Source organism: Mycobacterium sp. (genome assembly GCF_965229105.1).
Classification (GTDB): domain Bacteria; phylum Actinomycetota; class Actinomycetes; order Mycobacteriales; family Mycobacteriaceae; genus Mycobacterium.
In genome coordinates this window covers 620247-644499 of the sequence record NZ_OZ245858.1, presented here as the reverse complement: position 1 = coordinate 644499, position 24253 = coordinate 620247, and the positions used below count along the sequence as shown (strand labels likewise).

The following is a 24253-nucleotide window of genomic DNA, read 5'->3' as shown; positions in this document are numbered from 1 at the left end:
GTCCCATCCAAAGAAAGATGAAACGGGAACAATCTGTCCACATAGTTATCCACAGGTGTGGACAAGACAGATCGTCCTCGCTTGGCAGCGTACCGGCGACAGTGTGCGGGGGTGGATTCAGAGTGGGCGCCCCGGCACCCGCGCTTCGTCGTCTGGGCCGTCCCGGTCGGAAACGGCATTGGCAGAAGCTAACAGTTTTATCTCGGAGTGCCAACCGTTCTGCAACATTGACATCGAGGTTCCTGGGCACTACCTGGCATCCCGTGACAGTTGGTGCAGCAGTCAACGATTTTGGCTCGGTACCCTGGTCTTTAGCGCCGTTTGACCCAGCGAAGTCACGTCAGTACCCTCGAGCAGTCGCCCGAACGTTGGCGATACGGCAGCGACCCGGGGGAACCTCCGGATTTATCGGAGCACTTAACGGTTTCGAAGCCGGTTAGAGCAAGAGAATGAGCTTACCAACGGCCGTCGTGTTCGCCCGCGTACAACGTGTTGTGCGTGGCGGGTGCGCGGGCCAGATGCAATGAGGAGATATAGCCGTGGCCAAGGGCAAGCGGACCTTTCAGCCGAACAATCGGCGTCGTTCACGGGTGCACGGCTTCCGGCTGCGTATGCGGACACGCGCGGGACGCGCCATCGTGTCCGGCCGGCGGACCAAGGGCCGCCGCTCACTGACTGCCTGATTCAGTACAGGTAGTAGGGACGTTGCTCCCAGCGCGGTACCGGATGACACGGTCCACCGAGTTTGGCGCGACGGTCAAGCATGGGGTGCGGGCTGCACAGTCCGATCTCGTCGTGCATGTCCGCCGCGACGAGGTCGACCCCGAAGGACCGCGGATCGGCCTGGTAATCGCCAAGTCCGTGGGAAACGCGGTACAACGCCATCAGGTCGCACGGCGTCTACGTCACGTCGCCAAGGCGGTCATCTCCGATCTTGATCCGTGTGAACGGGTGGTCATCCGGGCTCTGCCCGGGAGCAGTCGTGCCGCGTCGGCCCGGCTCGAGCAGCAGTTGCGTAAAGGCCTGCAGCGCTCCCATGACGTCATGGCCGGTAACCGGTGAGCACGCGTCGTTCGATCCCGGTGCGGGCGCTGATCTTCGTCATCGAGTTGTACCGCCACCTGGTGTCACCGATGCGGTTACCGAGTTGTCGCTTTACCCCGACATGTAGTCAGTACGCGGTCGACGCGTTGGCCGAATACGGACTGCTGCGGGGCAGCTGGCTTGCGGGCGTCCGCCTCCTCAAGTGTGGTCCGTGGCATCGGGGAGGATGGGACCCGATACCCGAACGTCAAGACCGATCGACCGACAGTGATGCCACCGGCGGTGGCAGGAACGAGTCCTATGTTTAATTGGTTCAGTCTCGACGTCATCTATTACCCGGTGTCGGCGATCATGTGGGTTTGGTACAAGGCATTCTCGTTCGTGCTCGGCCCGAGCAACTTCTTCGCCTGGGCGCTGTCGGTGATGTTCCTGGTGTTCACCCTTCGCGCGATCCTTTATAAGCCGTTCGTCCGACAGATCCGCACCACCCGCCAGATGCAGGAGTTGCAGCCCCAGATCAAGGCGCTGCAGAAGAAGTACGGCAAGGATCGCCAGCGGATGGCGCTGGAGATGCAGAAGCTTCAGAAGGAACACGGGTTCAACCCGATCCTCGGGTGTCTTCCGATGCTGGCTCAGCTCCCGGTGTTCCTCGGTCTCTATCACGTGCTGCGCTCGTTCAACCGGACCCAGGGCGGCTTCGGTCAGCTGCAGCTCTCGGTCGAGCAGAACCGCGCTACCGGAAACTATGTCTTCAGTGCCACCGATGTTGCGCACTTCCTGGACGCCAACTTCTTCGGTGCACCGCTGGGCGCCAGCATGATCCAGACGACAGGTCTGGATGCCTTCACCGAATTCAACCGGGCCGCAGTCATCGCCGTCGGCGTGCCGATCATGATCCTGGCCGGTGTCGCGACCTACTTCAACAGTCGTGCCTCGGTGGCCCGCCAGAGTCCGGAAGCCGCGGCCAACCCGCAGACCGCGATGATGAACAAGCTGGCGCTGTATGTCTTCCCGCTCGGCGTGACAGTCGGCGGCCCGTTTCTTCCACTCGCGATCATCCTGTACTGGTTCGCCAACAACATCTGGACCTTCGGTCAGCAGCACATCGTGTTCGGCAGGATCGAGAAGGAAGAAGAAGAGAAGAAGCAGGAGGCGATCGAACGCCGCTCTGCCAACGCACCTGCGCCGGGCGCCAAGCCTGCCAAGGCGAAAAAGCCTCTGAACGGTTCGACGTCAGGCTCCACGCCCGAGGCCGTCGAACTGACGGATTCGGCCGCGGTGGAGGAAACGTCGAACGACGATCAGAAGACCAACGGCCAGGCTTCCACCGGGCTGGGTACCAACGGGCCGGGCTCCAACGGACAGAAGGACCCGAAACCGTCGGCCACCCCGCGACCGGGAGCCAGACCGAAGAAGCGGAAACGTTGAGACTTGCCCGCCGACGATGCGGGCACCCGATGCGCGGTCTCTTCGCAGACCGGTATCTCCATCTAGAGGTATTGAAAGGGACAAGTCAGACATGACTAACACCGATATCACCGAGCAGAACGTCGACGAGGCCACGGAGGTTGTCCAAGACGCCGCTGCCGAAGGCGCTGAGGCTGACGTGGTTGTGGCCGACGACGCTGCCGAACACGACGCTGCCGAAGACGGGGCCGGGACCAAGTCCGGCGACTCCGAGGATCGGCTTGTCGCCGAGGGCGAAATCGCCGGCGACTACCTGGAGGAGCTTCTCGACCTGTTGGACTTCGACGGCGACATCGACCTCGACGTCGAAGGCAGCCGCGCGATTGTGAGCATCGACGGCGGCGAGGATCTCGTGAAGCTGGTCGGCCGCAAGGGCGAGGTGCTCGACGCGCTGCAGGAGTTGACCCGGCTGGCGGTGCACCAGAAGACCGGTGAGCGCAGCAGGCTGATGCTCGATGTCGCCGGGTGGCGGCGTCGACGTCGCGAAGAGCTGGCGGCACTGGGGGACAAGGTGTCACACCGCGTCCTGGAGAGCGGTCAGCGCGAGCAGCTGGCGCCCATGACGCCTTTCGAACGCAAGATCGTGCACGACGCTGTCGCAGCGGTCGATGGGGTGCACAGCGAGAGCGAAGGCGTGGAGCCGTCGCGTCGCGTCGTGATCCTGCCGGACTGACTGAACCAAGAGTTACAGCTGTGTAGTTCTGGCCGTTCCGCGTTCAATACCAGAGGATGTTTCACGTGAAACATGACGGGGCGGCCGAGGTGCCGGAGGCGGCGCGCGCGGTATTCGGCCCCGGCCTGTCGGCGGCCGAGCAGTACGCACAGTTCCTCGCGACCGCCGGTGTAGAGCGCGGGCTGATCGGTCCGCGCGAGGCGGACCGGATCTGGGACCGCCACATTCTCAATAGCGCCGCGATCGGCGAATTGATCGACAACGGTATCCGGGTGGCTGACGTCGGTAGCGGTGCCGGCCTGCCGGGAATCCCGCTGGCCATCGCGCGTCCGGATCTCACGGTGGTTCTGATCGAGCCACTCCTACGACGGGCCACCTTTCTGTCGGAGGTCATCGCCATGCTGGGGCTGTCCACAGTCACCGTGGTGCGTGGCCGCGCGGAAGAGCCCGGCGTCCGCAAGGAGCACGGTGACTTCGACGCGGTGACATCTCGGGCGGTGGCCGCGTTGGACAAGCTCTCGAAGTGGAGCATTCCGCTCCTGCGCCCAGGCGGCGTCATGGTGGCTTTGAAGGGCGATCGTGCCGAGGCGGAACTCGACGAATACCGGCGGGTGATGACATCGTTGGGCGTGTCCGAAGCAAGGGTGATGAAATGTGGCGAGAGCTATTTGAATCCGCCGGCAACGGTGGTCGTCGCGCGTCGCGGAAACCGTCTGCCAGGCGGCAGGCGAGTGTCACAGCCTTTGGGCAGGAGGGACCGATGAGCGTGCCACAAGGCCCGGATCCACAACAGGTGGGCAGCAGACCAGCGAGCGCATCCAACGATGTTTCACGTGAAACATGGAACGGACCGAGCGAGTTCGATACCCCGATCGGTGCTGCCGCAGAGCGCGCGATGAAGGTCCTCCATAAACGAGAAAGACTGGCGCGACCCACGCATCGACGGTTGTTCACCATCGCCAACCAGAAGGGCGGGGTGGGCAAAACCACCACTGCCGTGAATATGGCGGCGGCGCTCGCGGTACAGGGGCTCAAGACCCTGGTCATCGATCTCGACCCGCAGGGCAATGCCAGCACGGCGCTAGGCATCGAGCACCGGACATCGGGGACGCCGTCGTCGTATGAGGTGCTCATCGGTGAGATCCCGTTGCATGCCGCACTTCGCCGCAGCCCCCACAGCGATCGCCTGTTTTGTGTGCCGGCCACTATCGATCTTGCCGGCGCGGAAATCGAATTGGTCAGCATGGTGGCGCGAGAGAACCGGCTACGGACGGCGCTCGCGGAGCTGGAAGGTTCGGACTTCGACTACGTCTTCATCGACTGCCCGCCATCGCTTGGCCTGCTGACGATCAATGCGCTCGTCGCGGCCCCCGAGGTGCTCATACCGATCCAGTGCGAGTACTACGCACTGGAGGGGGTGTCGCAGTTGATGAACAACATCGAGATGGTGAAGGCGCATCTGAACCCGAACCTCGATGTCTCGACGGTCCTCCTGACGATGCACGACGGTAGAACCAAATTGGCGGATCAGGTTGCCGAGGAGGTTCGCCGTTTCTTTGGGGACAAGGTGCTCCGCACGGTCATTCCGCGCAGCGTGAAGGTTTCCGAGGCGCCTGGCTACAGCATGACGATCATCGACTACGACCCCGGTTCACGGGGCGCAATGAGCTATATGGATGCCAGCCGCGAACTCGCAGAGCGTGGGGCGACCACGGTGAAGGGACAACAATGACGCAACCGTCACGTCGCAAAGGTGGCCTCGGTCGCGGCCTGGGGGCCCTGATCCCGACCGGCCCAGCCAATGAGGAATCCACCGGGTTCGGCCCGCGGATGGGCGCGGCCGCCACCGATGTTCTGATGGGCGGGCCGCCGGCACCGGTCAACGAGATGGGTGCGACCTACCGCGAAATCGACCCGAAGGCGATCGAGCCGAACCCACGGCAGCCGCGACAGGTCTTCGATGAGGATGCGCTGGCCGAGCTGGTGCACTCGATCCGCGAGTTTGGTCTCATGCAGCCGATCGTTGTCCGCGCGGTATCCGTCGAGCCCGGTGCTCCGCTGCGCTACCAACTGGTGATGGGGGAGCGGCGGTGGCGTGCCGCGCAGGAGGCGGGGCTGACCGCCATCCCAGCGATCGTCCGGGAGACTGCCGACGATAATCTGCTGCGCGATGCCCTCCTGGAGAACATCCACCGCGCCCAGCTGAACCCGTTGGAAGAGGCGGCAGCTTATCAACAGCTGCTCGACGAGTTCGGTGTCACCCACGATGAACTGGCCGCCCGCATCGGTCGATCCCGTCCGCTGATCAGCAATATGATCCGGCTGCTTCGTCTGCCGGTTGCGGTGCAGCGCCGCGTCGCTGCCGGGGTCCTTTCCGCGGGGCATGCCAGGGCGCTGCTTGCGCTCGAGGCCGGCGCCGAAGCGCAGGAGGAGTTGGCCGCCCGCATTGTCGCCGAGGGGTTGTCGGTCCGGGCCACCGAGGAGGCGGTGACGCTGGCCAATCGCGAAGAGGTTTCCGCGCCGAGTGCTCCGCGCCGCAAGCCGATACAGATGCCGGGTCTGCAGGACGTTGCTGAGCGGCTGTCCGGAGCCTTCGATACCCGCGTCACGGTGAGCCTTGGCAAACGAAAGGGCAAGATTGTGGTCGAGTTCGGGTCCGTCGATGATCTGCAACGGATCGTCGAGATGATGGACACTTCGGGCAGTTGAAACCGCCGCACACCAACGACCACTGATATACGGCAGTTACGTCACTGTGACACTTAACCCGCCCGCTCCGAGTCCCACGCGCAAACGCGTTGTGGGGCAGCACAATTCACCAGAAGTTCGCAGACAGGGGAGTGGACGGGTGACGGGCGTCTCGAGGAACATGGAAATCGGCCGTAGCCATCCCGGTACCACCCAAGACTCTCCTATCCTGGAGAGGCTGCCCCTCACGACAGCTTCGCATGGAGGATCGGGAATCTAGTGTCTGCTCGAATCACGCCGCTTCGGCTCGAAGCGTTCGAACAGCTGCCCAAGCATGCCCGCCGTTGCGTGTTCTGGGAAGTGGACCCGGCCATCGTCGGGCAGGAGGATCACCTCGCCGACCCGGAGTTCGAAAAAGAAGCGTGGCTGTCGATGGTGATGCTCGAGTGGGGATCATGCGGTCAGATGGCCAGCCTGCCGCCCGAGAAAGATACGGCCAGCGAAGCGCAATGTCAGGGCTACGTCTTGTACGCGCCGCCGCATGCGGTTCCGCGGGCACAGAGATTTCCAACTGCGCCAGTCAGTGCCGACGCGGTCCTGCTGACGTCGATGGGCGTCGAACCCGGACAGGCGGCCGACGGGTTGCCCAATAGTCTGATCGCGCAAGTGGTTGCCGAACTTATCCGACGAGGTGTTCGGGCCCTCGAGGCCTTCGGCCGGACCGCGCAAGCCAGTGAACTCCTCGATCCGACCACTGCCGATCCCGAACTGCTATCGGTGGTCAACGCTCTCGGGGACTGCTCATTTGACCAGTGCATGATCGAAGCCGAGTTCCTCCAAGAGGTCGGCTTTGTCGTCGTCGCTCCGCACCGGTACTTTCCACGGCTGCGCCTCGAGCTGGACAAGGGGCTGGGCTGGAAGGCCGAGGTCGAGGAAGCGTTGGAGCGCCTGTTGGAAAGTGCCCGGCTGCAGCAGACGTTGGGTGCTGAGCTCGCCGGAGCGAGCGCGCGCCTTAAGAACTGCTGAGGCGACCGGCCTGCTCCACGGACAGTTCGTGGGCGAGCAGCTCGGCGAAAGTGAAGGTGCCGGTGGGGCGGTCATTCTTGCCCAGCAGATACAGCCGTTTGACCGCCGCAAGGATGCCCTCGGCGATGGCGTCGCGGGTTTGCGTCGACACGAGCATCGACCGGTCCCGCGGATTGGTGATGTAGCCGACGTCGACCTGGACCGTCGGCATCCGGGTCAGCCGTAGCAGATCCCAGGTCCGGCCATGGGTGCGACAGTCGCGTAAACCGGTACGCGCCACCACTTCCCGTTGAATGAAGTCGGCGAGGTTGCGGCCGATGGTGGAGACAGAACCATGCGAGTTGCCGAAGTGGAACGAGGCCACCCCGTTCGCCGACGGACTGGTCTGGGTGGCGCAACGCAGGCTGATCATCAGGTCGGCGCCGACGGTGTTGGCGGTGATGGCCCGCTCGTTGTCGCTGGGGCTACGGTTGGCCGGGCGGGACAGGAACGTTTCCATCCCGACGGCGGTCATCCGGCCTTCGAGGCGACTTGCCAAGTCCCACAACACATCTGCTTCGCTGATCGGGCCGGCCGGGCCGTGGGTGATCAGCCCGTGATCGTTGCCGCCGCGGCCGGGATCGATGATGATCCGCTTACCGGTCAGCTTGGGCCCGGAACTGCGGACCAATTCTTCTTCGCGGATGGCGTGCGGTGAGCCGCCGGTCACCCTGGCGCCCAGAAAGTACAAGGAGCGCAACGTTTCTGGACCACAGATGCCGTCGGAAGACAACCCGTACTCGCGCTGATACGACAGCAGTGCGTTATGGGTCTGCAATCCGAAATGTCCGTCGACCATCCCGGTGTAGAAACCGAGGTCCTGCAGGCGTGCCTGCAGGGTCGCGACGTCATCGCCGTACATCGGGGCGCCGAACTGGTGGTTGAGGGTTCTGGCGCCCAGCCGGTAGGACGCTTCCCGCAGTGCGCGATAGGTGGCCTCGCCGACGACCCCGTCGACCAGAAGTGCGCGGCGCTGTTGAAAGGCGCGGACCGCCTGGTCGAGGTCGATGTCGAAAAGATCAGCGGCGACGTGCCTACCGGTGCTGAGATCGTCGTCGGGACTCTCGATCAGGCCCAACGCGGCCAGGGCCGCCCTGATCTCGGCGACCGCACTGGCACGGACCCCCAGACGCAACGCGTCTCCGGGGTCTCCGCGGTGCGGACTCGACATAACAGGGCCCTTCGGTCACGTGGTCGACGGCCGGTAACGGCAGGCAGACTGGCAAGTATTCTCGCAGACCCTTTCCCGAATTGGGAAAACGCCAGGCGAGCGGCCCGGATTCTCAGGAAGTCTGAACCTGACCGCGCGTCAGGCCCGACCCGGTTCTAGTTCAGGTCGTCAGCGAGTTCGCGCAGCAGCGCGGCCTTGCCCTTGGCGCCGACGATGCGCTTCACCGCTTGGCCGTCCTTGAACAGGATGAGCGTCGGGATGGAGACGACCTGGAAATCACGCGCGGTATCCGGGTTGGCGTCGACATCGAGCTTGGCGATGGTCAACTGTCCCGCCTTCTCGGTGGCGATCTCTTCCAGGACGGGAGCGACCATCCGGCACGGTCCGCACCAGGTGGCCCAAAAGTCAACCAGCACAGGGGTACTGCTCCCCAGAACATCCTGGGCGAAGGAGTCGTCGGAAACGACTACGGTGGCGTGCTCGGTGTCGGTCATTGCTAGGCCCCAATCAGGTCGGAGATGGTGGTTTGGTCAGCAGGTGCGGTGTGCTCGTCGTCACGATCGGCGAGCCAGCGCTCGGCGTCGATCGCGGCCGAACAGCCCATCCCCGCAGCCGTGATGGCCTGGCGATAGGTGTGGTCGACCAGATCGCCCGCGGCGAAGACGCCATCCACGGAGGTCGCGGTGGAGCCGCGCTGAACTACGACGTAGCCCTCGGGGTCCAGCTCGACGATGTCACGGACCAGTGCAGAGCGCGGATCGTGGCCGATGGCGACGAAGACGCCCGTCACCGGGAGAGTGGAGTCGACGCCGGTCTCGGAGCTGTGCACGCGCAGTCCGCTGACCACACCGTCACCCTCGACGGCCACGACCTGTGTGTTCAGCAAGAAGGTGATCTTCTCGTTGCTGCGGGCCCGCTCCAGCATGATCTTCGACGCCCGGAACTCCTCGCGACGGTGCACGATCGTCACGCTGCGCGCGAAGCGGGTCAGGAAGGTGGCTTCCTCCATGGCGGAGTCGCCACCGCCGATTACAGCGATGTCCTGGTCCTTGAAGAAGAAGCCGTCACAGGTGGCACATGCGCTGACGCCACGCCCGAGCAGCTCCTGCTCACCGGGGACGCCAAGATAGCGGGCAGCTGCGCCCATCGCCAGGATGACGGCACGCGCCTGATACGTCTCGCCACCTGAGGTGGTCACCGACTTGATCGGGCCGGTCAACTCCACCGACTCGATATCTTCCCTCTGCAGATCGGCGCCGAAGCGCAGGGCCTGCTCACGCATTTCGTCCATCAATTCCGGACCGGTGATGCCCTGTTTGAAACCGGGATAATTCTCCACCTCGGTGGTGGTCATCAGCGCGCCACCAAAGGATGTGCCCTCGAACACCACGGGTGCGAGCTCGGCACGGGCGGCGTAAATGGCCGCGGTATATCCAGCGGGGCCAGAGCCAATCACGATGACGTCATGAACGTTCGTTGCGGCGGTCATACGGGCCTTTCTGTGCTTGCCTGGGCGGGCAGGACGCTACCTTCGCCGGCAGAGTTGTCAACACCAGCGTAGGCCCGGCTGTTCCCCGCGGCGCCCCGGCGGGGTCCCGAGGGGCGGGCGCGTCGGATCAAGGCCGCGGCAGTGCGGTATCGGCCAGCAGGCCGGTACCCGCTGAGCTGCAATTCGGCGCCACCGCCAGCGCGGTGAGCGTCCCCGCCCTGTCCCCGGCCAGCACCAGCAGCACCCCGGGACGGTTGTTGATCTGCACCGGGGTCGCGCCCAGGATGGGTGCATTCCCCGGGTAGCCAAGCCCGGTCAGACAGGACGCCCGGCGGGCGGGCTCGCTCAGCGCACCGAAGTCGGGCGCTTCGCCCAGTAGGTCGGTGATCTGCGGTCCAGATAGGGGGACCGAGGCCGATGGCACCGAAACGGTGATGAGGTTCGCGGTGGTGATCGTGCTGGTGACGGGGGCCGGCGAGCGCAGAAGGGCAGTGGTGCCCAGCCCGATCGCGGCGGCGATCGCCACGAACCCGACGATGGCCCCGACCCGGCGCAGCCGCTGATCGTGCGGCCGGACCGAATGGGCGGCACCGGAAACGGCAGGCGGGTCAGTTACCCGGTGCCCGTCGGGCTCGGGATCGGCGGGGCTGTGGACCACCCAGCCAGTGTGCGCCAGGGACCGCACCCGCACCCCGTCGTCATGCGCAGTGCACCTGTCGCAGCTCCACCGCGAGGCGGGCGCGACCCCTGGCGCAGCGACTTTTCACCGTGCCCTCGGCCACCCCCAGCAGATGCGCCGCATCGGCAACCGAATAGCCGTGCATATCGACGGCCACCACGGCGGCGCGCTGGTCGTCGTTGAGGCGGCGGAGTGCGCGGTGCACCATGATCGCGGTATCGACCTGTGCGGTCTGATCGCTGATGATGTGCACCGCGTCCTCACCCTGGATGGCGATGGTGGCGTGGTTGCGGCGGCGCCGCAGGCGATCCAGGCAGGCGTTCACCACAATGCGGTGCAACCAGCTGCCGACGGCGGCGTGATGGCGGAAACCGGCCGCGTTGCGGTGCGCGGCGAGCATCGCCTCCTGCAGGGCGTCCGCGGCGTCCTCGGGGCTGCCGCAACTCATGATGGCCACCCGGTACAGCTGGCGGTGATGGCGGCCGAAGAGCTCCTCGAAGGCGTACCGGTCGCCGGCGACGTGCGCGGCCAGCAGCTCGGCATCGGTACGTCCGTCGGTGAGGTTGCGCTCGAAGATGACCACGGCCGGACAGTAACGAGCCGATCGATCAGCGGCACTTCACCTGTGCGCGGCAGTGTTAGGAAGCGGGCTTGATGGTGATTTCGGAGATATCGGTGCGGCTCTTGCCGTCCACCGTGCCCAGTGTGGTGATCCAGACCAGCAGGTTCGATGTCGGTGCCGACGCGTTGACCGCGATGGTGTTGTTACCAGTCTGCAGCGGTGTCGGCGGGGTCAGCACAGTGGTGTCATCAAGGGACGTCGGGTTGGGGGTCGAGGCGGACCGGATCTGCACCGAGGTGCCAGTGCTGGAGACGTTGACCGTGACGGCGCCGACCGTGGTGGGTTGGGGCAACTGCAGCATCAATCCCACACCATTTTTGAACCCGGGGAACGGCGACGGGTCCGAATAGGTGTCAGATGGCCACACGGTGGCCGGATTACCGTCGATCGCCAGCCCGGCCAGGCTCGGCGCGTCAGCTTCGCCTTCGGGTGAGAAGACGGTGGCGCGAACAGGTTTCACCGACGATCCGCTGGCGCCGGGGGTCTGGCTGGCGGAGTCGGACGGGTTGAGGCCGAGCTGGTCGCCATTGATGCCACCACCGACATCACTGAAGATCTTGCTCAGTACCGAGGCCAGGACGAGCAGCGCCACCACGGCGATCGCACCGGCGATCCCGAGTCCGAGCAGCAGACCCCTGCGCTTGCGCGCCTTGGCCGCCACATCTTCGGGGGCGTCGGGCCGCGCCGCACTGGGCGGTGGCCCGGAGGCGTCCACCGGCTCGATCAGCTCGGTGCGGTCAGCCTGGGAAGTCGCCTGCTGCAGAAGATTGAGAAGTGTTGGGGCGGTGCGGATTCCACCGCCGTCCTGCACGGAGCGGGCGGCGGCGGCCGAGATCTGGAAGGGGATCTCCCCGTCGACCGAGCGGGGGTCCACCGGTTGCCCGGCCGCATCCACGTCGGCCTGCGCCAGCCCGCTCGGCGTGCCGGACTCCGGTAGCGGCCAGCGGTTGACCAGCAGCGCGTACAGGGCGGCGCCGATCCCGCGGATGTCGTCTTCCGGGGTGGCGGCCGGCAGCGTGGCCGGAAATGCCAGTGCCACATCACCTTCGATACTGACCCGAACCCGGCTGGGGTGGTCGATGGACAACGCCACACCGGCGTGGTGGGCGGTATCGGCTGCGGCGGCCAGCGACTGGATCGCGCGGGCACCGCCGATGGGTGACGGCGAGGTGTCGGCGACCTCCTGCAGCGAGCCGCCGCGGATCCATTCCGATACCACCAGGCCGCCCGCACCGGTGTGGGCGACGTCGAGCACGCGGGCGATACCGGGCCGGTCGAGGCGGCTCAGCCGCAGGGTGCGGGCCAGGATCTCCTGTAGTTCGGCTTCGGGCAGGGTGCGGTCCGGGTCGACGAACGTCAGCGCGACCTGCCGGTCCAGCGCAGTGTCCAGCGCCTGCCAGAACTGCAGATTGGGTGGACCGCCGTGGAAAACCAGCAGGCGGTAGCGGCCGCCGGCGATGCTGGCGCCGGGGATGAGATGTACGTCGTCTTCAGGTGCCGAGGTGTCCATGGCCGGATCACGCGGGGCGTCGAAGGCGATGGGTTCGCGCGACGGGTCTCCGGCGATATCGGGCCTGGGCCGTTGCGGGGGATCGGTGGGCGGCACCGTTCCGACATGAAGGTCGGCGGGGACGTCGGGCTGGAAGTCGCCTGCTGCGGTTGGAGGCCCAGCGGTTGGAGACCCAGCGCTGACCGTAGGAATCTTGGTCGTGGGAGATGCGCCGGCGTCGGACGGTATACCGCCCGAGGGTTCGTCGTTCACCGCCGGTCCTTTCCCCATGCCTGCCCCGGCAACGCGCGCCGGTGGCCCGTTCCGGACGGACCCGTGGGCTGACCCTCGCCCCGGTGCGGGCTGATTTCTGTGCTCAGAGTACGTGACGGCGACGTCACGGGTGCGTGTGTCGGTCGGGACAGCCGGGCCGGCGGCAACCGGATCGGCACGGCCCAACCGGCGGCGGATGAGCGTGAGGGCGGCCACCGCCTCGGGCACCTTGGCGGCCGTCAGCACCCAGCCCACGATCGGCAACATGATCACGCCGAGCACGAAGAGCCGCAGAAGCGAACCCGCCCCGCCGCCGTGCACGGTCAGTGCCTCTAGACCGAGGAGCTGATCGACCACGTGCGCGATGAGCCCGGCCAGGAGCGACGCGGTGATGGTCACCAGGATGGTCCTGATCACGGTGATATCGAGTAGCCGTCCACCACGGGGCAGCAGATTTCGACGCAGCAGCGCATAGCCGACGACCGCGCCGGCCAGAAAGCCGAGACCGTTTGCCATTCCCAGGAATCCGGCCACCAGCTCGGGATTGGAGGTGACGTGCGGTGCCGCCACCGAGGCGGCGATCTTGACCGCTGTGATGACGAGGATGACGATGATCGGCGTCCAAGGCTGCTCCTTGGCGTAGAACACCCGCAGCTGCACCAGCACCAGGGCGTAGGGGATGAGCGTGAACGCCGACAACGCGATGGACAGACCGAGGTAGTTGGCGTCGACCTCGCCGAACTTGCCGTAGGCGAACAGGGCGCTACCGATCGCCGGTCCGCCCACCGTCATGAACGCCACGATGGGGATCAGCGTGACCATGGTCAGTCGGGTGGCCAGCGACAGGTCGGCGAGCACCGCGGGGTGATCGTCGGCGGCGGCATTACGCGACAGCCGCGGCATCACCACGGTCAGCACCGTCACACCGATGATGCCGAACGGCAGCATCAGCACCAACCAGGTGTAGTTGTAGATCGCCGGTCCGGAAGCAGCTGCCGCGCTGGCGATCTGGTTGCCGATGACCAGGCCGAGCTGGCTGATCAAAACGTAGAGCACCATCGCGGCGGCCATCGCGCCGAAGCGTTTGAGCCGATCATCGACACCCCAGAGCGGCCGCAGGCTGATGTGTTCGCGTTTGATGGCGAACAACAGCACGGCAGTCTGTGCCACTACCCCGAGCGTGGTGCCGATGCCCAGCACCAGCAGCTTGGCATTGCCCATCTGTGCCGGGTCGATCGAGAGTTCTCCGGGCACAACCACATACAGCCCCAGCGTGGCAATGGCCACCACGTTGTTGATCACCGGCGCCCAGGCCGGCGCCCCGAAAACGTTGCGGTTGTTCAGGATTGCCATGAACACCGAGGACAGCCCGTAGAAGATGACCTGGGGCAGCAGCAGGTAGGCGAACGCGGTGGTCAGCGACTGGTTGACCTGCGGATGACTGCCGAGCATCAGCCGCACCAGCAGCGGTGCGGCTGCGACCGAAAGCACAGTGGTCACCAGCAGCAGCGTGGTGGCCAGCGTCACCAGGCGTCGCACGAACAGGGCGCCGCCGTCGGGATCGTCGCGTTCGGCGCGGGCCAGTACCGGCACGAAGATCGCGGTGAACGTCGCTTCCAATACCAGCGCCGCCACCAGGTTCGGCAGCTGGTTGGCGATGGTGAACGAACTCGACAGTGCGGCACCGAGGATCGCCGCCAACAGCACGATTCGGATGAACCCGGTCAGTCGGCTGACCAGCGTCGCCAGTGCCATCCCCCAAGAACGGGAGACGACGGCGGCATCGGAGAGCTCGGTGCGCACCGCGCGCTGCTGGGCCGTCAGCGGCGGCACCGGTTGGCCTGCGGTACTCATGTCCGGCGTGGGCTGGGTCGGTCGAGGTCGGCGCGGTCGGGTTCACCGCGGAAGCGGTGCCACAACCGTCGACCGGTGAGCACCATCAACACGACCGCGGCGGTCAGGGTGATGAAGAACAGCACCTTGCCGTAGGCGTTGGAGTGCACCGACAGCCGCACCGGTTCGCCCAGCGGCAGACCGTCCGGCGTGCGCAGTGACACATCGACGGCGACCCGCTGCGTGAAGTGCACTTCGATCGGGACCCGCAGCGGCAGGAAGCCCGGCGGCAGTTCCTGCTCACCCATATCTGTCACCGTCATCCCTGGCGGAGCGTTGACCTGCAATTTGACCCGGATCGGCACGGCAAGGTCGTTGCGCAGTGCCAGCGGTAGCGGGCTGTGCTCGGTGGCCAGGGTGTAGTTGCCGCCCGGGTTGACGATCGTCACCGCACCGAACAGATCGTCGATGGTCTTGCCGACCACTGCGAGATGGCTTCCGGCGAGGTCGTTGCGGGCCTGTGGGGACGGCGCCTGGCTCAGCGCGCGCAGCATGTCCTCGCGAAGCGGTGCGGTGTAGGCGATACCGGTCAGCCCGGTCTGCTCGTTGGTGGTCATTGCCGACGTCAGGCCCCACAGCCGGCCGACCTGACCCGAGACCTCGCCCACCACGGCGTCGTCGAACCGGCCCTGGGTGGTATCGCTGGCCGACGGCGATTTTGGCTGACCCTGAAGCGGTGCGGTCTCGGCGATCACATCGGGCAGGGCCCGCGGGATGGCCAGCCCGGAGTGAATCGTCGTGGCCAGCGTCGTCAACACGGCCTGCGCATCGTCGGGCTGCAGGTCCCAGGTCAGGGGCGGCATCAGGATCTGGCTGCGCGGCTCGGTCTCGGGGTGCAAGGCGCGCCACAGTATCGAACCCTGCGCATCCTGCCTGCGCGCGATCGCCGAATCGTGATGCACCGGGACATCCAATGAGGCATCGAGGTACGTCGGGGATTGCGGGTCGGTGCCAAGGCCGGCCAACGCCGCGCCGACGGTCGGATCGAAGGGCACCGAAACCACTTGGGCCGACACCCGATGCGGCGTCAGGTCCGCGGTGGCCGACTCTCCCGCGGAATCCTGCGCCGCACACTCGGCGGCCGCGATGGCCACCGTCGGGCCCTGTGCGTTGAGCAGGTTGACGACGTCGCCGGTCAGCGGCCCGTCGCCGACCAGGGTGGCGCCACGGATGGTCGGCACGCCGAGAATCTGGTCGGCCAGATCGGCGGCACCCGTGGTCGCGAAGGAACTCAGGCCGGGGTCGCCGACGCGCTGCAGGGCATCGAGATCTGCCTGTGCGTAGGGCGTCGCCGCGACGCACATCCGCCCTGCCAGGGCACGCAGCCGGTCCAGCCAGCCGGTGGCCGCGGCCTGACCGGTACCGGGGTGTGTGGCGGTGCCCAGCCCGTCGGGGGCGTCGGACACCACATAACCGGTCGTCATCGCGTTCACCGTGACCAGCAGGTCGGGGTCGATCGCCAGACACATCGCGCGGGTGACCTCCCCGTCGGGGTCCACCTCTGGGCTGGTGGCGAATTCCGCCGCCCCCAACAAGGTGTCCAACCGACCGCCCGCGGCCAACGAGGTGGCCAGGTTGTCGTTCATCAGCCGCACGGGGGTCGTTCCACCCGGGACGCCCGGCGCCAGGCTGGGCTGGTCGGCCAGTGGCCACATCATGGTCAACTGGACCGGACGTCGGGTGTCCGGTGCGATCACGCCGTCCACCCCGGTGCCGGGGGGTGCCTCCGGGGCCAGGGTGGGCGGCGGCAGGCCGGCCACCGGTAGCAGGAAGCGGGCGTCATCGAGTCGAGCGGGCTCGCCGTAATCGGGGGTCCCGTTGACGTTGACGAGCAACGGGTAGACCCCGGGTGCGTCGAAACCCAAGGCGGGCTCGCTCGTCGAGCGCAACGGGTAGGACAGCGTGAACCGCGCCTCCTGGCCGCGCTGCAGCTCCGGTGTGACGGTGATGAACGGGGCGACGGCTGAATACTGCGCGGTATCGCCACCGAGGTCGGTGCGCAGCTGAGCCGACGAGGCGACGGCAGGGGCGCGTTCGAGTCGGGCGACGATATCGCGGACCGGGCGGTCACCGACGTTGGTCACCGTGGCGGTCACGGTGACCGCGGTACCGCTGGCAGTGGTGACCACATCGGGGGAGACGTTGTCGATCCGGACCACCAGAAACGGCATCGCACCGGGCTCGCCTGCCGCCGCCTGCGGGAGCGCTGCCGGCAGCAGAATCGTCGCGAGCAGCGTCAGGACGCCGATAAGCCGGGCCGTCACCGAAGCGCGGCGCGACGAGTTCACGGTGCCGGTCCGCAACCGTTCGTCCGACCAGGTGCTGATTCATCGGGACGGCGGTTGCGCGTATGCGAGTGGGTCTGGCCGCGCCTGCGAGGCGAGCTGCGTGGCAGCGGTGGCAGTGCGCCGGGCCCATCGGTCTGCAGTTTGTGGATCAATTCCCCGGCGACCTCGGCCAGTCGACGCTCGTCGGCGTAGGCGAGCCGGGACGGCAATTCCTGTACTGGCACCCAGGCGACTTCACTGACCTCGATGTCATCGTCGGAGAGCTCACCGCCGGAGAACCGCAATAGATAGTGGTGCACCGTCTTGTGGACGCGATTGCCTTCGGTGACAAACCAGTAGTCGATGCTGCCCAGCGCCGCCAGCACGCTGCCCTGGATACCGGTTTCCTCCGCGACTTCGCGAATAGCCGTCTGCTCGGCGGTTTCACCCTGCTCGATATGGCCCTTGGGCAGCGACCACAACATGCGGCCGCGCCGGTCGAGCCGCCCGATCAGGGCCGCGACCTGTGCCTCGCGGGGGCCGTCGATACCGTCGATCACCAGCCCGCCCGCCGACGTCTCGTGCACGGTGCGTAGCCGCTCGGCGCCCTTGTGGTGGGTGCGCTGCCGGTGCGGTTTGGCTGGTGCCGGTGCCGGCCGATCCGCGGCTGTCGGTGCGGTCGCTTCTGGGGCGGATGGCTCGGCGGGACCAGCGCGGTGACCGGTGCCTGGTTGGGGCGGTCCGGCAGCGCGCCGACCACGGCGCCGACCTCGGCGCCGTCGTGGTTTCGCCTGTTCGCCGTCCGACACCTAAGCGATGGTAGCTGGCACCGACACGCCTCCTGGGCGCACTCGCCGGTAGTCCAGCGGTGGGACGGGTATTAGGTCCGGTGCGCGCGTGCACATTAGGCTCAGTGAACGTGCCTGAGGGAGAGAACGATGCTGCGCTGCTGGCGCGCGCATGGGTGGCGCTGAACGAACGGTCCGAGCCCCTTTCCAGCCTGGGCGCGGTGTTCGCTGCGGCCGGTCATGAGCTCTACCTCGTTGGCGGCAGTGTCCGCGACGCTCTGTTGGGACGCTCGAGTCCGGATCTGGATTTCACCACTGATGCCCGGCCCGCCGAGGTGCAGAAGATGTTGCGGCCGTGGGCCGATGGCCTCTGGGATACCGGTATCGAATTCGGCACCATTGGCGCCACCCGCGGCTCCGATCGGGTGGAGATCACCACCTTCCGGGCCGACAGCTATGACCAGGTGACGCGCAATCCGCAGGTGCGCTTCGGGTCGAGTCTCACCGAGGATCTGGTGCGACGTGATTTCACCGTCAATGCGATGGCGGTTCGGATCGCCGCGCACGGTCCCGACGAATTCTTGGATCCCCTAGGCGGTTTGGTGGCGCTGCGGGCCAAGGTCCTCGATACCCCGTCGGCACCGGAGGTGTCCTTCGGCGACGATCCACTGCGGATGCTGCGGGCGGCCCGGTTCGTCTCGCAGCTCGGTTTCGGTGTCACCCCGCGGGTCCGCACCGCGATGACGGAGATGGCCCCGGAGATGGCGCGGATCACCGCGGAGCGGATCGCCGCTGAGTTGGACAAGCTGATTCTGGGTGCCGATCCGGTCGCCGGTATCGAGCTGATGGTGCAGACCGGACTCGGTGATGAGGTGCTACCCGAGGTGGGTGCCATGCGGATGGCCATCGACGAGCACCACCAACATAAGGACGTCTACCAGCATTCGCTGACGGTGTTGAGTCAGGCCATTGATCTCGAAGAGGACGGGCCCGATCTGGTGCTGCGGTGGGCGGCGCTGCTGCACGACATCGGCAAACCGCCGACGCGTAAGCACGAGTCCGACGGCGGGGTCAGCTTCCACCACCATGAGGTGGTCGGCGCCAAAATGGTGCGCAAGCGGATGCGGGCGCTGAAGTACTCCAAGCAGATGGTCGACGACGTCTCCCAGTTGGTGTACCTGCATCTTCGGTTTCACGGTTACGGCGACGGGAAGTGGACCGATTCGGCGGTCCGCCGCTACGTCACCGATGCCGGACCGCAGCTCGCGCAGCTGCACAAGCTGGTCCGGGCCGATTGCACCACCAGGAACAAGAAACGGGCCGCCCGGCTGCAGGCCAACTACGGCGAACTCGAAGAGCGGATCTCGGCGCTGGCCGCCAAGGAAGATCTGCAGCGAGTGCGCCCAGACCTGGACGGTAACGCGATCATGGAGCTGCTCGACATTCCGGCGGGGCCCCAGGTGGGGGAGGCGTGGCGCTTCCTCAAGGAGCTGCGGCTCGACCGCGGGCCGCTGGATCGCGATGACGCCGAGGCCGAACTTTTGGCGTGGTGGACAGCGAAAGGGAACGCCGGCGGCGACTCCAGCGTCTGATCAGTTATGGAGTACTGCTTCGGCACCGGTGACGGCACCGCGTCGATGTGGACGGGACCGCCGGATATCGATACCGACGGTGACGGCGCCCCCGACGCGATCGGCCTCGACTTCGACGGCGATGGTCTTCGGGACGACGCGCTGGCCGATCTCGATGGTGACGGCATCGCCGACCACGCACTGATCGATGTCGACGACGACGGCACCGGCGAAAGCTGGTTCACCGACGACGGTTCTGGGACATGGTCGGTGCCGGTGGACCGGGTGTCGCGCAGTGTCTCTCCGGAAGGTGGGCAGCTGCGCTGGTTCGCCCTCGACGGGACCGAGCACACCGGCGGACCGCTGATCGATTTCGACGCCGACGGCGCACCCGATGACCGCCTGCTCGACAGTGACGCCGACGGGCTCGCCGACCGCATCCTGATCGGCGATGGGGCCGCCGGGTATGAAGCCGCCTATGTCGATACCGACGGCGACGGGCACTGGAACGTCAAACTCGTCGACACCGATGGGGACGGCACCGCCGACGACGCCCGTCAGCTCTAAAGGTCGGCGGCGTGGGCTCTCTTCGCGCAAGCGCTCATCGACCCGCGCTGTGTTGAATTGGCGCGGGCTCTCTTCGCGCAAGCGCTCATCGACCCGCGCCGTGCTGAATTGGCGCGGGCTCTCTTCGCGCAAGCGCTCATCGACCCGCGCCGGGCGGGCCCGCAAACGCCTGCGCGATCTCCAACCACCGCTGGGCGTCAGGCCCCTCAGCCACCAGGTCAAGCTGCGACAACGGCCGCCGCTGCGTGACCAGAAGGCAGAAATCCTCGGCGCTGCCCGTGACGCGTTGGGCCGCATCAGCTGGTCCCCACGCCCAGTCGCCGCCATCGGGAGCGCGAAGTTTCACGTGGAACGGTTCCGCCGGCAGTGTCAGGCCGTGCACGCCGAACGCGAAATCGCGGGTCCGCACTCCGAGATGGGCGATCGACCGCAGCCGGTCCGTCGCGGGCCGGGTGACGCCAAGGGCGTCGGCCACATCCAGGCCGTGCGCCCAGGTTTCCATCAGTCGCGCGGTCGCCATCGACGCGGCGCTCATCGGCGGACCGAACCACAACAACTTGCGGCCCTCGGGGACCATCCGCAGCTGCTCGTGCAGACTCCGCCGAGTCGAGCGCCACTGGCTCAGCAGCGTGGCGGGATCTTCTGTGGCCAGTTCGTCGGCACCGGCATCGACGAAACCCGACGGGTTGGCCGCGGCCTGGGTGAGTGTCTCGCCGAAGGCGGGCTCATCGGTGACCGAAAGCAGGGCGACGCGATCCGTCCACAACAAGTGCGCGATCTGATGGGCGATGGTCCAGCCCGGAGCGGGCGTCAGTTGCGCCCATGCCGCAACGGATAACGGTCCTACCAGCGCATCGAGCGCATCGCTCTCGGCTGCTAGATCATCGACCAGGGGACCCGCGTCGGCCATTCGGCCACCCTAGTCCGCGCTGGTTTCCGCCGGGTCCGGTGGTCGGCTGCGGCGGCCGACAGCGGTGTGGACCGCCAAACCGAGGAGGTAGATCACTGAGCCGGCGATGATTAGCCCTGGTGCGTGACCGTCATCGGGAATGACCGCGGCCGACACGGTCAGGGCCCCGACGAAGGACAACCAGAACACCGAGTCCTGCACGGCGAATACGTGCCCGCGCAAAGCGTCGTCAACGTCGATCTGCATGGACGAATCGACGCACAGCTTGACGATCTGGCCCGCCGCGCCGAGGAGGAACCCGCACACCACCATGACGGGGAGCTGCAGCCCGGCCCCGGCGAGCTGAATCACCGCGGCGGCCAGCAGTGCGCCGTTGGCGGTGCCATACCGCCCCCACCGCCGCAAGACCGCCGGCGTGAGAAGGGTGGCCAGGAATGATCCGATGCCGGTGGCCCCGACGAAAATCAACGCGCTGCCGAATCCGGCCACCGCCACCGTCGGGACATCGGTGTGGCGCACGGTGACCAACACCAGCAGGGTGTTGACGCCGAACACCATGCGATGGGCGGCCAGCCCGGCCAGCGTCGCTGCGACCGAGGGCACGGTGAGCACGGTCCGGGCGCCGTGCAGCCACCCGGTGGCCACCGCATACAGCGCCGAGCCGTGGATGGCCCGCGAGGTGTCGTCCGGACCGAGGACCCGGGCCGGGAACCGGATGGCCAGTAACAGCGCCACGGTCACCGGGGCCGCCACGATGAAGATGATGGCGGCGGCGCCGGCATCGCCCGATCCCAGCAGCCAGCGCGGGACCAACATGAAATTGGCACCCAGGAACGTCGCCGTCGCGCCGACGGCGATCGACACCGAGTTCATGCTGACCACCTGCTCGCGGGGCACCACATGGGGTAGTGCCGCCGACAGACCAGATGCGACGAACCTGGTGAAACCGTTGACGATCAGCGCTCCGCACAACACGGTCAGATCGCTGGCGCCGATGGCGAGCAGCGTCGCGACGCCGAGGGTCAGCAGCAACCGGCCTAGGTTGGCGCCGACGAGCACCAGACGGCGATCCCAGCGGTCGAGCAGGGCACCAGCAAACGGGCCGAGCAGCGAATACGGCAGGAACAGCACGGCGAATGATCCGGCGATCTGCCACGGGGTGGCCGCGCGGTCGGGGTTGAACAACAGCCCACCGGCGAGACCGGCTTGAAACAGGCCGTCGCCGAACTGGCTTGTCAGCCTTACCAGCAGCAGGCGCCAGAACTCCGGCATGCTACGCGCCGACCGCCACATGGCTACGGACGCCCGCGCGTCGACCACGTGTCACTTCCTAGCGTCTTGAGTGGGCATGGTGCCGAAGGACGCGAGTCCGTCCGCAACTGAACCCCACACTACAAATATCGACGGCAGGCTGCGCCTGTTGGCACCGCGGACGGCCTCCTGGTGCGATGATGGTCACGTGGCCCAGCCAGAGGACCCCGAGGACTTCATCGCGCCTGCAACCCATCGGGTACGTGCAGGCACCCTGCTGTTGGCCAACACCGATCTACTCGAACCCACCTTCCGCCGCAGCGTCATCTATGTGGTGGAACACAACGATGGCGGGACGCTCGGTGTGGTGCTGAACCGACCCAGCGAGACCGCGGTCTACAACGTGCTGCCGCAATGGTCGAAGCTGGCCACCAAGCCCAAGACGATGTTCGTCGGCGGCCCGGTGAAACGGGATGCCGCGCTGTGCTTGGCGACGCTGCGGGTCGGAATGGAACCGCAAGGTGTGCCTGGTCTGCGACACGTGGCGGGCCGGATGGTGATGGTCGATCTCGACGCCGACCCCGACACGGTGGCACCGATGCTCGAAGGGGTGCGGATCTTCGCAGGTTATTCGGGCTGGACCATTGGTCAGCTCGAAGGCGAAATCGAACGCGATGACTGGATTGTGTTGTCCGCCTTGCCTTCTGACGTGCTAGTGGAACCCAAGGTGGATCTGTGGTCCCGGGTGCTGCGGCGTCAGCCGCTGCCGTTATCGCTGCTGGCCACGCACCCGATCGATATCAGCCGCAACTAGTTAGTGGCACGAAAGCGTGCACGCCGCGCAGCTGCCCGCGCATTCGGGTTCGGCGGGCGCCTCGTTGCGCAGGGCGAATCGGGCACCCTGCCAGGAGCCTGCCGCCACCGTGCCCGCCGCCCCGAGCACGCAGACGATCACGACCAATAGCGCGGTCCGCGGCGGACCCGCCACGGCCACGACGCCACCCGCGGCCAGCATCACCGCTGCGGCCAACTGCGTCGGGGCGACCGCACGCAGCACCAACTGGTTGATGTCGGTGGCACGCGGTCGGGTCAGCGTCCGCACGCCGAAGGCCGCGCAGACCACGGCCGCGCACAGGCACAACACACCTGCAATCAGCATGTGGCCACCTTACGAGGCGACCCTGGCCGTTGCCCAGTTGGGCGGTCTCAGCTGACCGGGACGGGAACCTGTGCGGCCAGCGCGGGGGCAGGTGCCGCCGGTGCCGGTCCGGATGCCGCCGGTGCGGGCGCACCCGGCGCTCCTGGCGCAGCGACGGGCGCCGCCGCGGGTGCGACCGGTTGCACCGCTGCCGGATCGGCCACCCGGAAACCGTTGACAATGGCGTCGGTGGCGTCGGCAGCCGCGACGGCCTGGTTGGCCGCAGTGGTGACCGACAGCGACACCAGGTATTTCTCCGGACCCGCGGTGGCGATGACATGGCGTCGCGAGGTGTTGAGCATCATGTCGTTCTGGCGGTAGGTGCCCTCGATGACCGAAGACGGGAAGGCGCCCAGAGGGGCCAGCGACCCATCGGTGGATTGCCAGTTCGCGAGCTGCTGGCTGTCGATGAGGCCGTGCGTGATGGCTTCGTTCGGATCGAAGTCACCGACCAGCTTGTAGACCACAATCTGAGCGTTGGACGTGAACAGTCCGTCGCCACCTTGGCGGTCGGCGATCACGACGAACGCATCCGGCACATTCGGGTCCGGCACCTGCGTCCAACCCGGGGGGACGGGCAGGGTGATGTTCAGCGCCCGGAAATCGCGTGGCGTCTGCGGTTCCAGGGTGACGCCCTTGTCCTTGAGGAAATCGATGATCGTTCCTGACGTGGCCGGGACCAGTGCAGGAACCTGTGCGGCGGCAGGCGCCGGGATCGAGGTGGCGGCGGACAGTCCCGGTGCGACGGCCTGGGGCGCGGTGCCCGCCAACTGCCCGGTCTGAGCGGTGGCGGCGGGTGCGGCGACCTGCAAAGCGTCTGCGGTGGCCGAGGGGGCTGCGGTGACGGTGACGGTCACGGGTGCGGGCACCGGTGCTGGCACGGCCGGCTCGGCGTGGGCGGTGGTGCCTGCGAAACCCACAACACCTGCGATGCCTGCGGCCAGTCCACCTGCCATCAGCTGCCAGCTACGGGTCTTGATCAACATGAAAACTGTCGTTCCTTCCGGGTCGCCCCAACACGGATCGGGGCGCACTCGACCCCATGTCAGGCGCTGACCGTATCGGCGGTCACCCGCCGACCTCTAGGGCCGAGAGCAACTCGGAACCGAGCTGGGACCAACCGATGATGGGTCTGCAACGCAACTGAG

At 66.7% G+C, this 24253-nt stretch carries 24 protein-coding genes; 12 read left to right on the top strand and 12 right to left on the bottom strand.

Annotation, left to right across the window (positions count from 1 at the left end):
• Positions 1 to 539 precede the first annotated feature (539 nt).
• The 9 genes from rpmH (at position 540) to ADBZ9O_RS02975 (ending at position 6898) form a co-directional block, all read left to right on the top strand.
• Complete coding sequence (gene rpmH / locus ADBZ9O_RS03015; protein WP_526528275.1) at positions 540 to 683, top strand: 50S ribosomal protein L34; 144 nt, start codon at positions 540 to 542, stop codon at positions 681 to 683.
• Between the two features lie 22 nt (positions 684 to 705).
• Entirely contained in the window at positions 706 to 1062 is a 357-nt protein-coding gene (rnpA, locus tag ADBZ9O_RS03010; protein WP_526528273.1) for a ribonuclease P protein component, read from the top strand.
• Positions 1059 to 1352, top strand: a complete 294-nt coding sequence (gene yidD / locus ADBZ9O_RS03005; protein WP_526528271.1) for a membrane protein insertion efficiency factor YidD — start codon at positions 1059 to 1061, stop codon at positions 1350 to 1352. The genes rnpA and yidD overlap by 4 nt, the downstream gene beginning before the upstream one ends.
• Entirely contained in the window at positions 1315 to 2472 is a 1158-nt protein-coding gene (gene yidC / locus ADBZ9O_RS03000) for a membrane protein insertase YidC (protein ID WP_526533800.1), read from the top strand. The genes yidD and yidC overlap by 38 nt, the downstream gene beginning before the upstream one ends.
• Positions 2473 to 2563: 91 nt before the next feature.
• On the top strand, positions 2564 to 3184 hold the full coding sequence (locus tag ADBZ9O_RS02995; protein ID WP_526528269.1) for a Jag family protein: 621 nt from the start codon (positions 2564 to 2566) through the stop codon (positions 3182 to 3184).
• A 56-nt stretch (positions 3185 to 3240) separates the two neighbouring features.
• Complete coding sequence (gene rsmG / locus ADBZ9O_RS02990; protein WP_526528267.1) at positions 3241 to 3948, top strand: 16S rRNA (guanine(527)-N(7))-methyltransferase RsmG; 708 nt, start codon at positions 3241 to 3243, stop codon at positions 3946 to 3948.
• The gene (locus ADBZ9O_RS02985) at positions 3945 to 4916 is read left to right on the top strand and encodes a ParA family protein (RefSeq protein WP_526528265.1); all 972 of its coding nucleotides are present in this window, start codon (positions 3945 to 3947) and stop codon (positions 4914 to 4916) included. Before rsmG ends, ADBZ9O_RS02985 begins: the two co-directional genes overlap by 4 nt.
• Positions 4913 to 5893, top strand: a complete 981-nt coding sequence (locus tag ADBZ9O_RS02980; protein WP_526528263.1) for a ParB/RepB/Spo0J family partition protein — start codon at positions 4913 to 4915, stop codon at positions 5891 to 5893. Before ADBZ9O_RS02985 ends, ADBZ9O_RS02980 begins: the two co-directional genes overlap by 4 nt.
• 258 nt (positions 5894 to 6151) lie before the next feature.
• Positions 6152 to 6898: an acetyltransferase gene (locus ADBZ9O_RS02975; protein WP_526528261.1), complete on the top strand. Its 747-nt coding sequence runs from the start codon at positions 6152 to 6154 to the stop codon at positions 6896 to 6898.
• Here ADBZ9O_RS02975 and ADBZ9O_RS02970 read toward each other — a convergent pair.
• The 8 genes from ADBZ9O_RS02970 to ADBZ9O_RS02935 form a co-directional block, all read right to left on the bottom strand.
• Complete coding sequence (locus tag ADBZ9O_RS02970; RefSeq protein ID WP_526528259.1) at positions 6885 to 8108, bottom strand: N-acetylmuramoyl-L-alanine amidase; 1224 nt, start codon at positions 8106 to 8108, stop codon at positions 6885 to 6887. The genes ADBZ9O_RS02975 and ADBZ9O_RS02970 overlap by 14 nt on opposite strands.
• Positions 8109 to 8263: 155 nt before the next feature.
• Entirely contained in the window at positions 8264 to 8602 is a 339-nt protein-coding gene (trxA, locus tag ADBZ9O_RS02965; protein ID WP_526528257.1) for a thioredoxin, read from the bottom strand.
• Between the two features lie 2 nt (positions 8603 to 8604).
• A complete protein-coding gene (gene trxB / locus ADBZ9O_RS02960) occupies positions 8605 to 9597 on the bottom strand; it encodes a thioredoxin-disulfide reductase (protein ID WP_526528255.1) in 993 nt (330 codons plus the stop codon).
• Positions 9598 to 9724: 127 nt separating this feature from the next.
• On the bottom strand, positions 9725 to 10255 hold the full coding sequence (locus ADBZ9O_RS02955; protein ID WP_526528253.1) for an RsmA family anti-sigma factor: 531 nt from the start codon (positions 10253 to 10255) through the stop codon (positions 9725 to 9727).
• A 40-nt stretch (positions 10256 to 10295) separates the two neighbouring features.
• The gene (gene sigM, locus ADBZ9O_RS02950; protein WP_526533798.1) at positions 10296 to 10853 is read right to left on the bottom strand and encodes an RNA polymerase sigma factor SigM; all 558 of its coding nucleotides are present in this window, start codon (positions 10851 to 10853) and stop codon (positions 10296 to 10298) included.
• 61 nt (positions 10854 to 10914) lie between these two features.
• Positions 10915 to 14514, bottom strand: coding sequence for a murein biosynthesis integral membrane protein MurJ (murJ, locus tag ADBZ9O_RS02945; protein WP_526528251.1), 3600 nt, complete (start codon positions 14512 to 14514; stop codon positions 10915 to 10917).
• A complete protein-coding gene (locus ADBZ9O_RS02940) occupies positions 14511 to 16841 on the bottom strand; it encodes a hypothetical protein (RefSeq protein ID WP_526528249.1) in 2331 nt (776 codons plus the stop codon). Before ADBZ9O_RS02940 ends, murJ begins: the two co-directional genes overlap by 4 nt.
• Entirely contained in the window at positions 16838 to 17629 is a 792-nt protein-coding gene (locus ADBZ9O_RS02935) for an NUDIX hydrolase (protein WP_526528247.1), read from the bottom strand. The genes ADBZ9O_RS02940 and ADBZ9O_RS02935 overlap by 4 nt, the downstream gene beginning before the upstream one ends.
• A 110-nt stretch (positions 17630 to 17739) precedes the next feature.
• Between ADBZ9O_RS02935 and ADBZ9O_RS02930 the strand changes: the two genes are divergently transcribed.
• Positions 17740 to 19200, top strand: coding sequence for a CCA tRNA nucleotidyltransferase (locus ADBZ9O_RS02930; RefSeq protein ID WP_526528245.1), 1461 nt, complete (start codon positions 17740 to 17742; stop codon positions 19198 to 19200).
• A 6-nt stretch (positions 19201 to 19206) separates the two neighbouring features.
• On the top strand, positions 19207 to 19746 hold the full coding sequence (locus tag ADBZ9O_RS02925; RefSeq protein ID WP_526528243.1) for a pullulanase: 540 nt from the start codon (positions 19207 to 19209) through the stop codon (positions 19744 to 19746).
• Between the two features lie 136 nt (positions 19747 to 19882).
• Here the strand turns inward: ADBZ9O_RS02925 and ADBZ9O_RS02920 are convergent, their stop codons facing one another.
• Positions 19883 to 20656 carry a TIGR03084 family metal-binding protein gene (locus ADBZ9O_RS02920; RefSeq protein WP_526528241.1) on the bottom strand — a complete coding sequence of 258 codons (774 nt, stop codon included), beginning with the start codon at positions 20654 to 20656 and terminating at the stop codon, positions 19883 to 19885.
• A gap of 9 nt (positions 20657 to 20665) precedes the next feature.
• A complete protein-coding gene (locus ADBZ9O_RS02915) occupies positions 20666 to 21928 on the bottom strand; it encodes an MFS transporter (protein WP_526528239.1) in 1263 nt (420 codons plus the stop codon).
• A 187-nt stretch (positions 21929 to 22115) separates the two neighbouring features.
• Between ADBZ9O_RS02915 and ADBZ9O_RS02910 the strand changes: the two genes are divergently transcribed.
• Entirely contained in the window at positions 22116 to 22721 is a 606-nt protein-coding gene (locus ADBZ9O_RS02910) for a YqgE/AlgH family protein (protein ID WP_526528237.1), read from the top strand.
• Here the strand turns inward: ADBZ9O_RS02910 and ADBZ9O_RS02905 are convergent, their stop codons facing one another.
• Entirely contained in the window at positions 22722 to 23066 is a 345-nt protein-coding gene (locus ADBZ9O_RS02905) for a hypothetical protein (RefSeq protein WP_526528235.1), read from the bottom strand.
• Between the two features lie 47 nt (positions 23067 to 23113).
• Positions 23114 to 24091: an LpqN/LpqT family lipoprotein gene (locus ADBZ9O_RS02900; protein WP_526528233.1), complete on the bottom strand. Its 978-nt coding sequence runs from the start codon at positions 24089 to 24091 to the stop codon at positions 23114 to 23116.
• Positions 24092 to 24253: the final 162 nt, after the last annotated feature.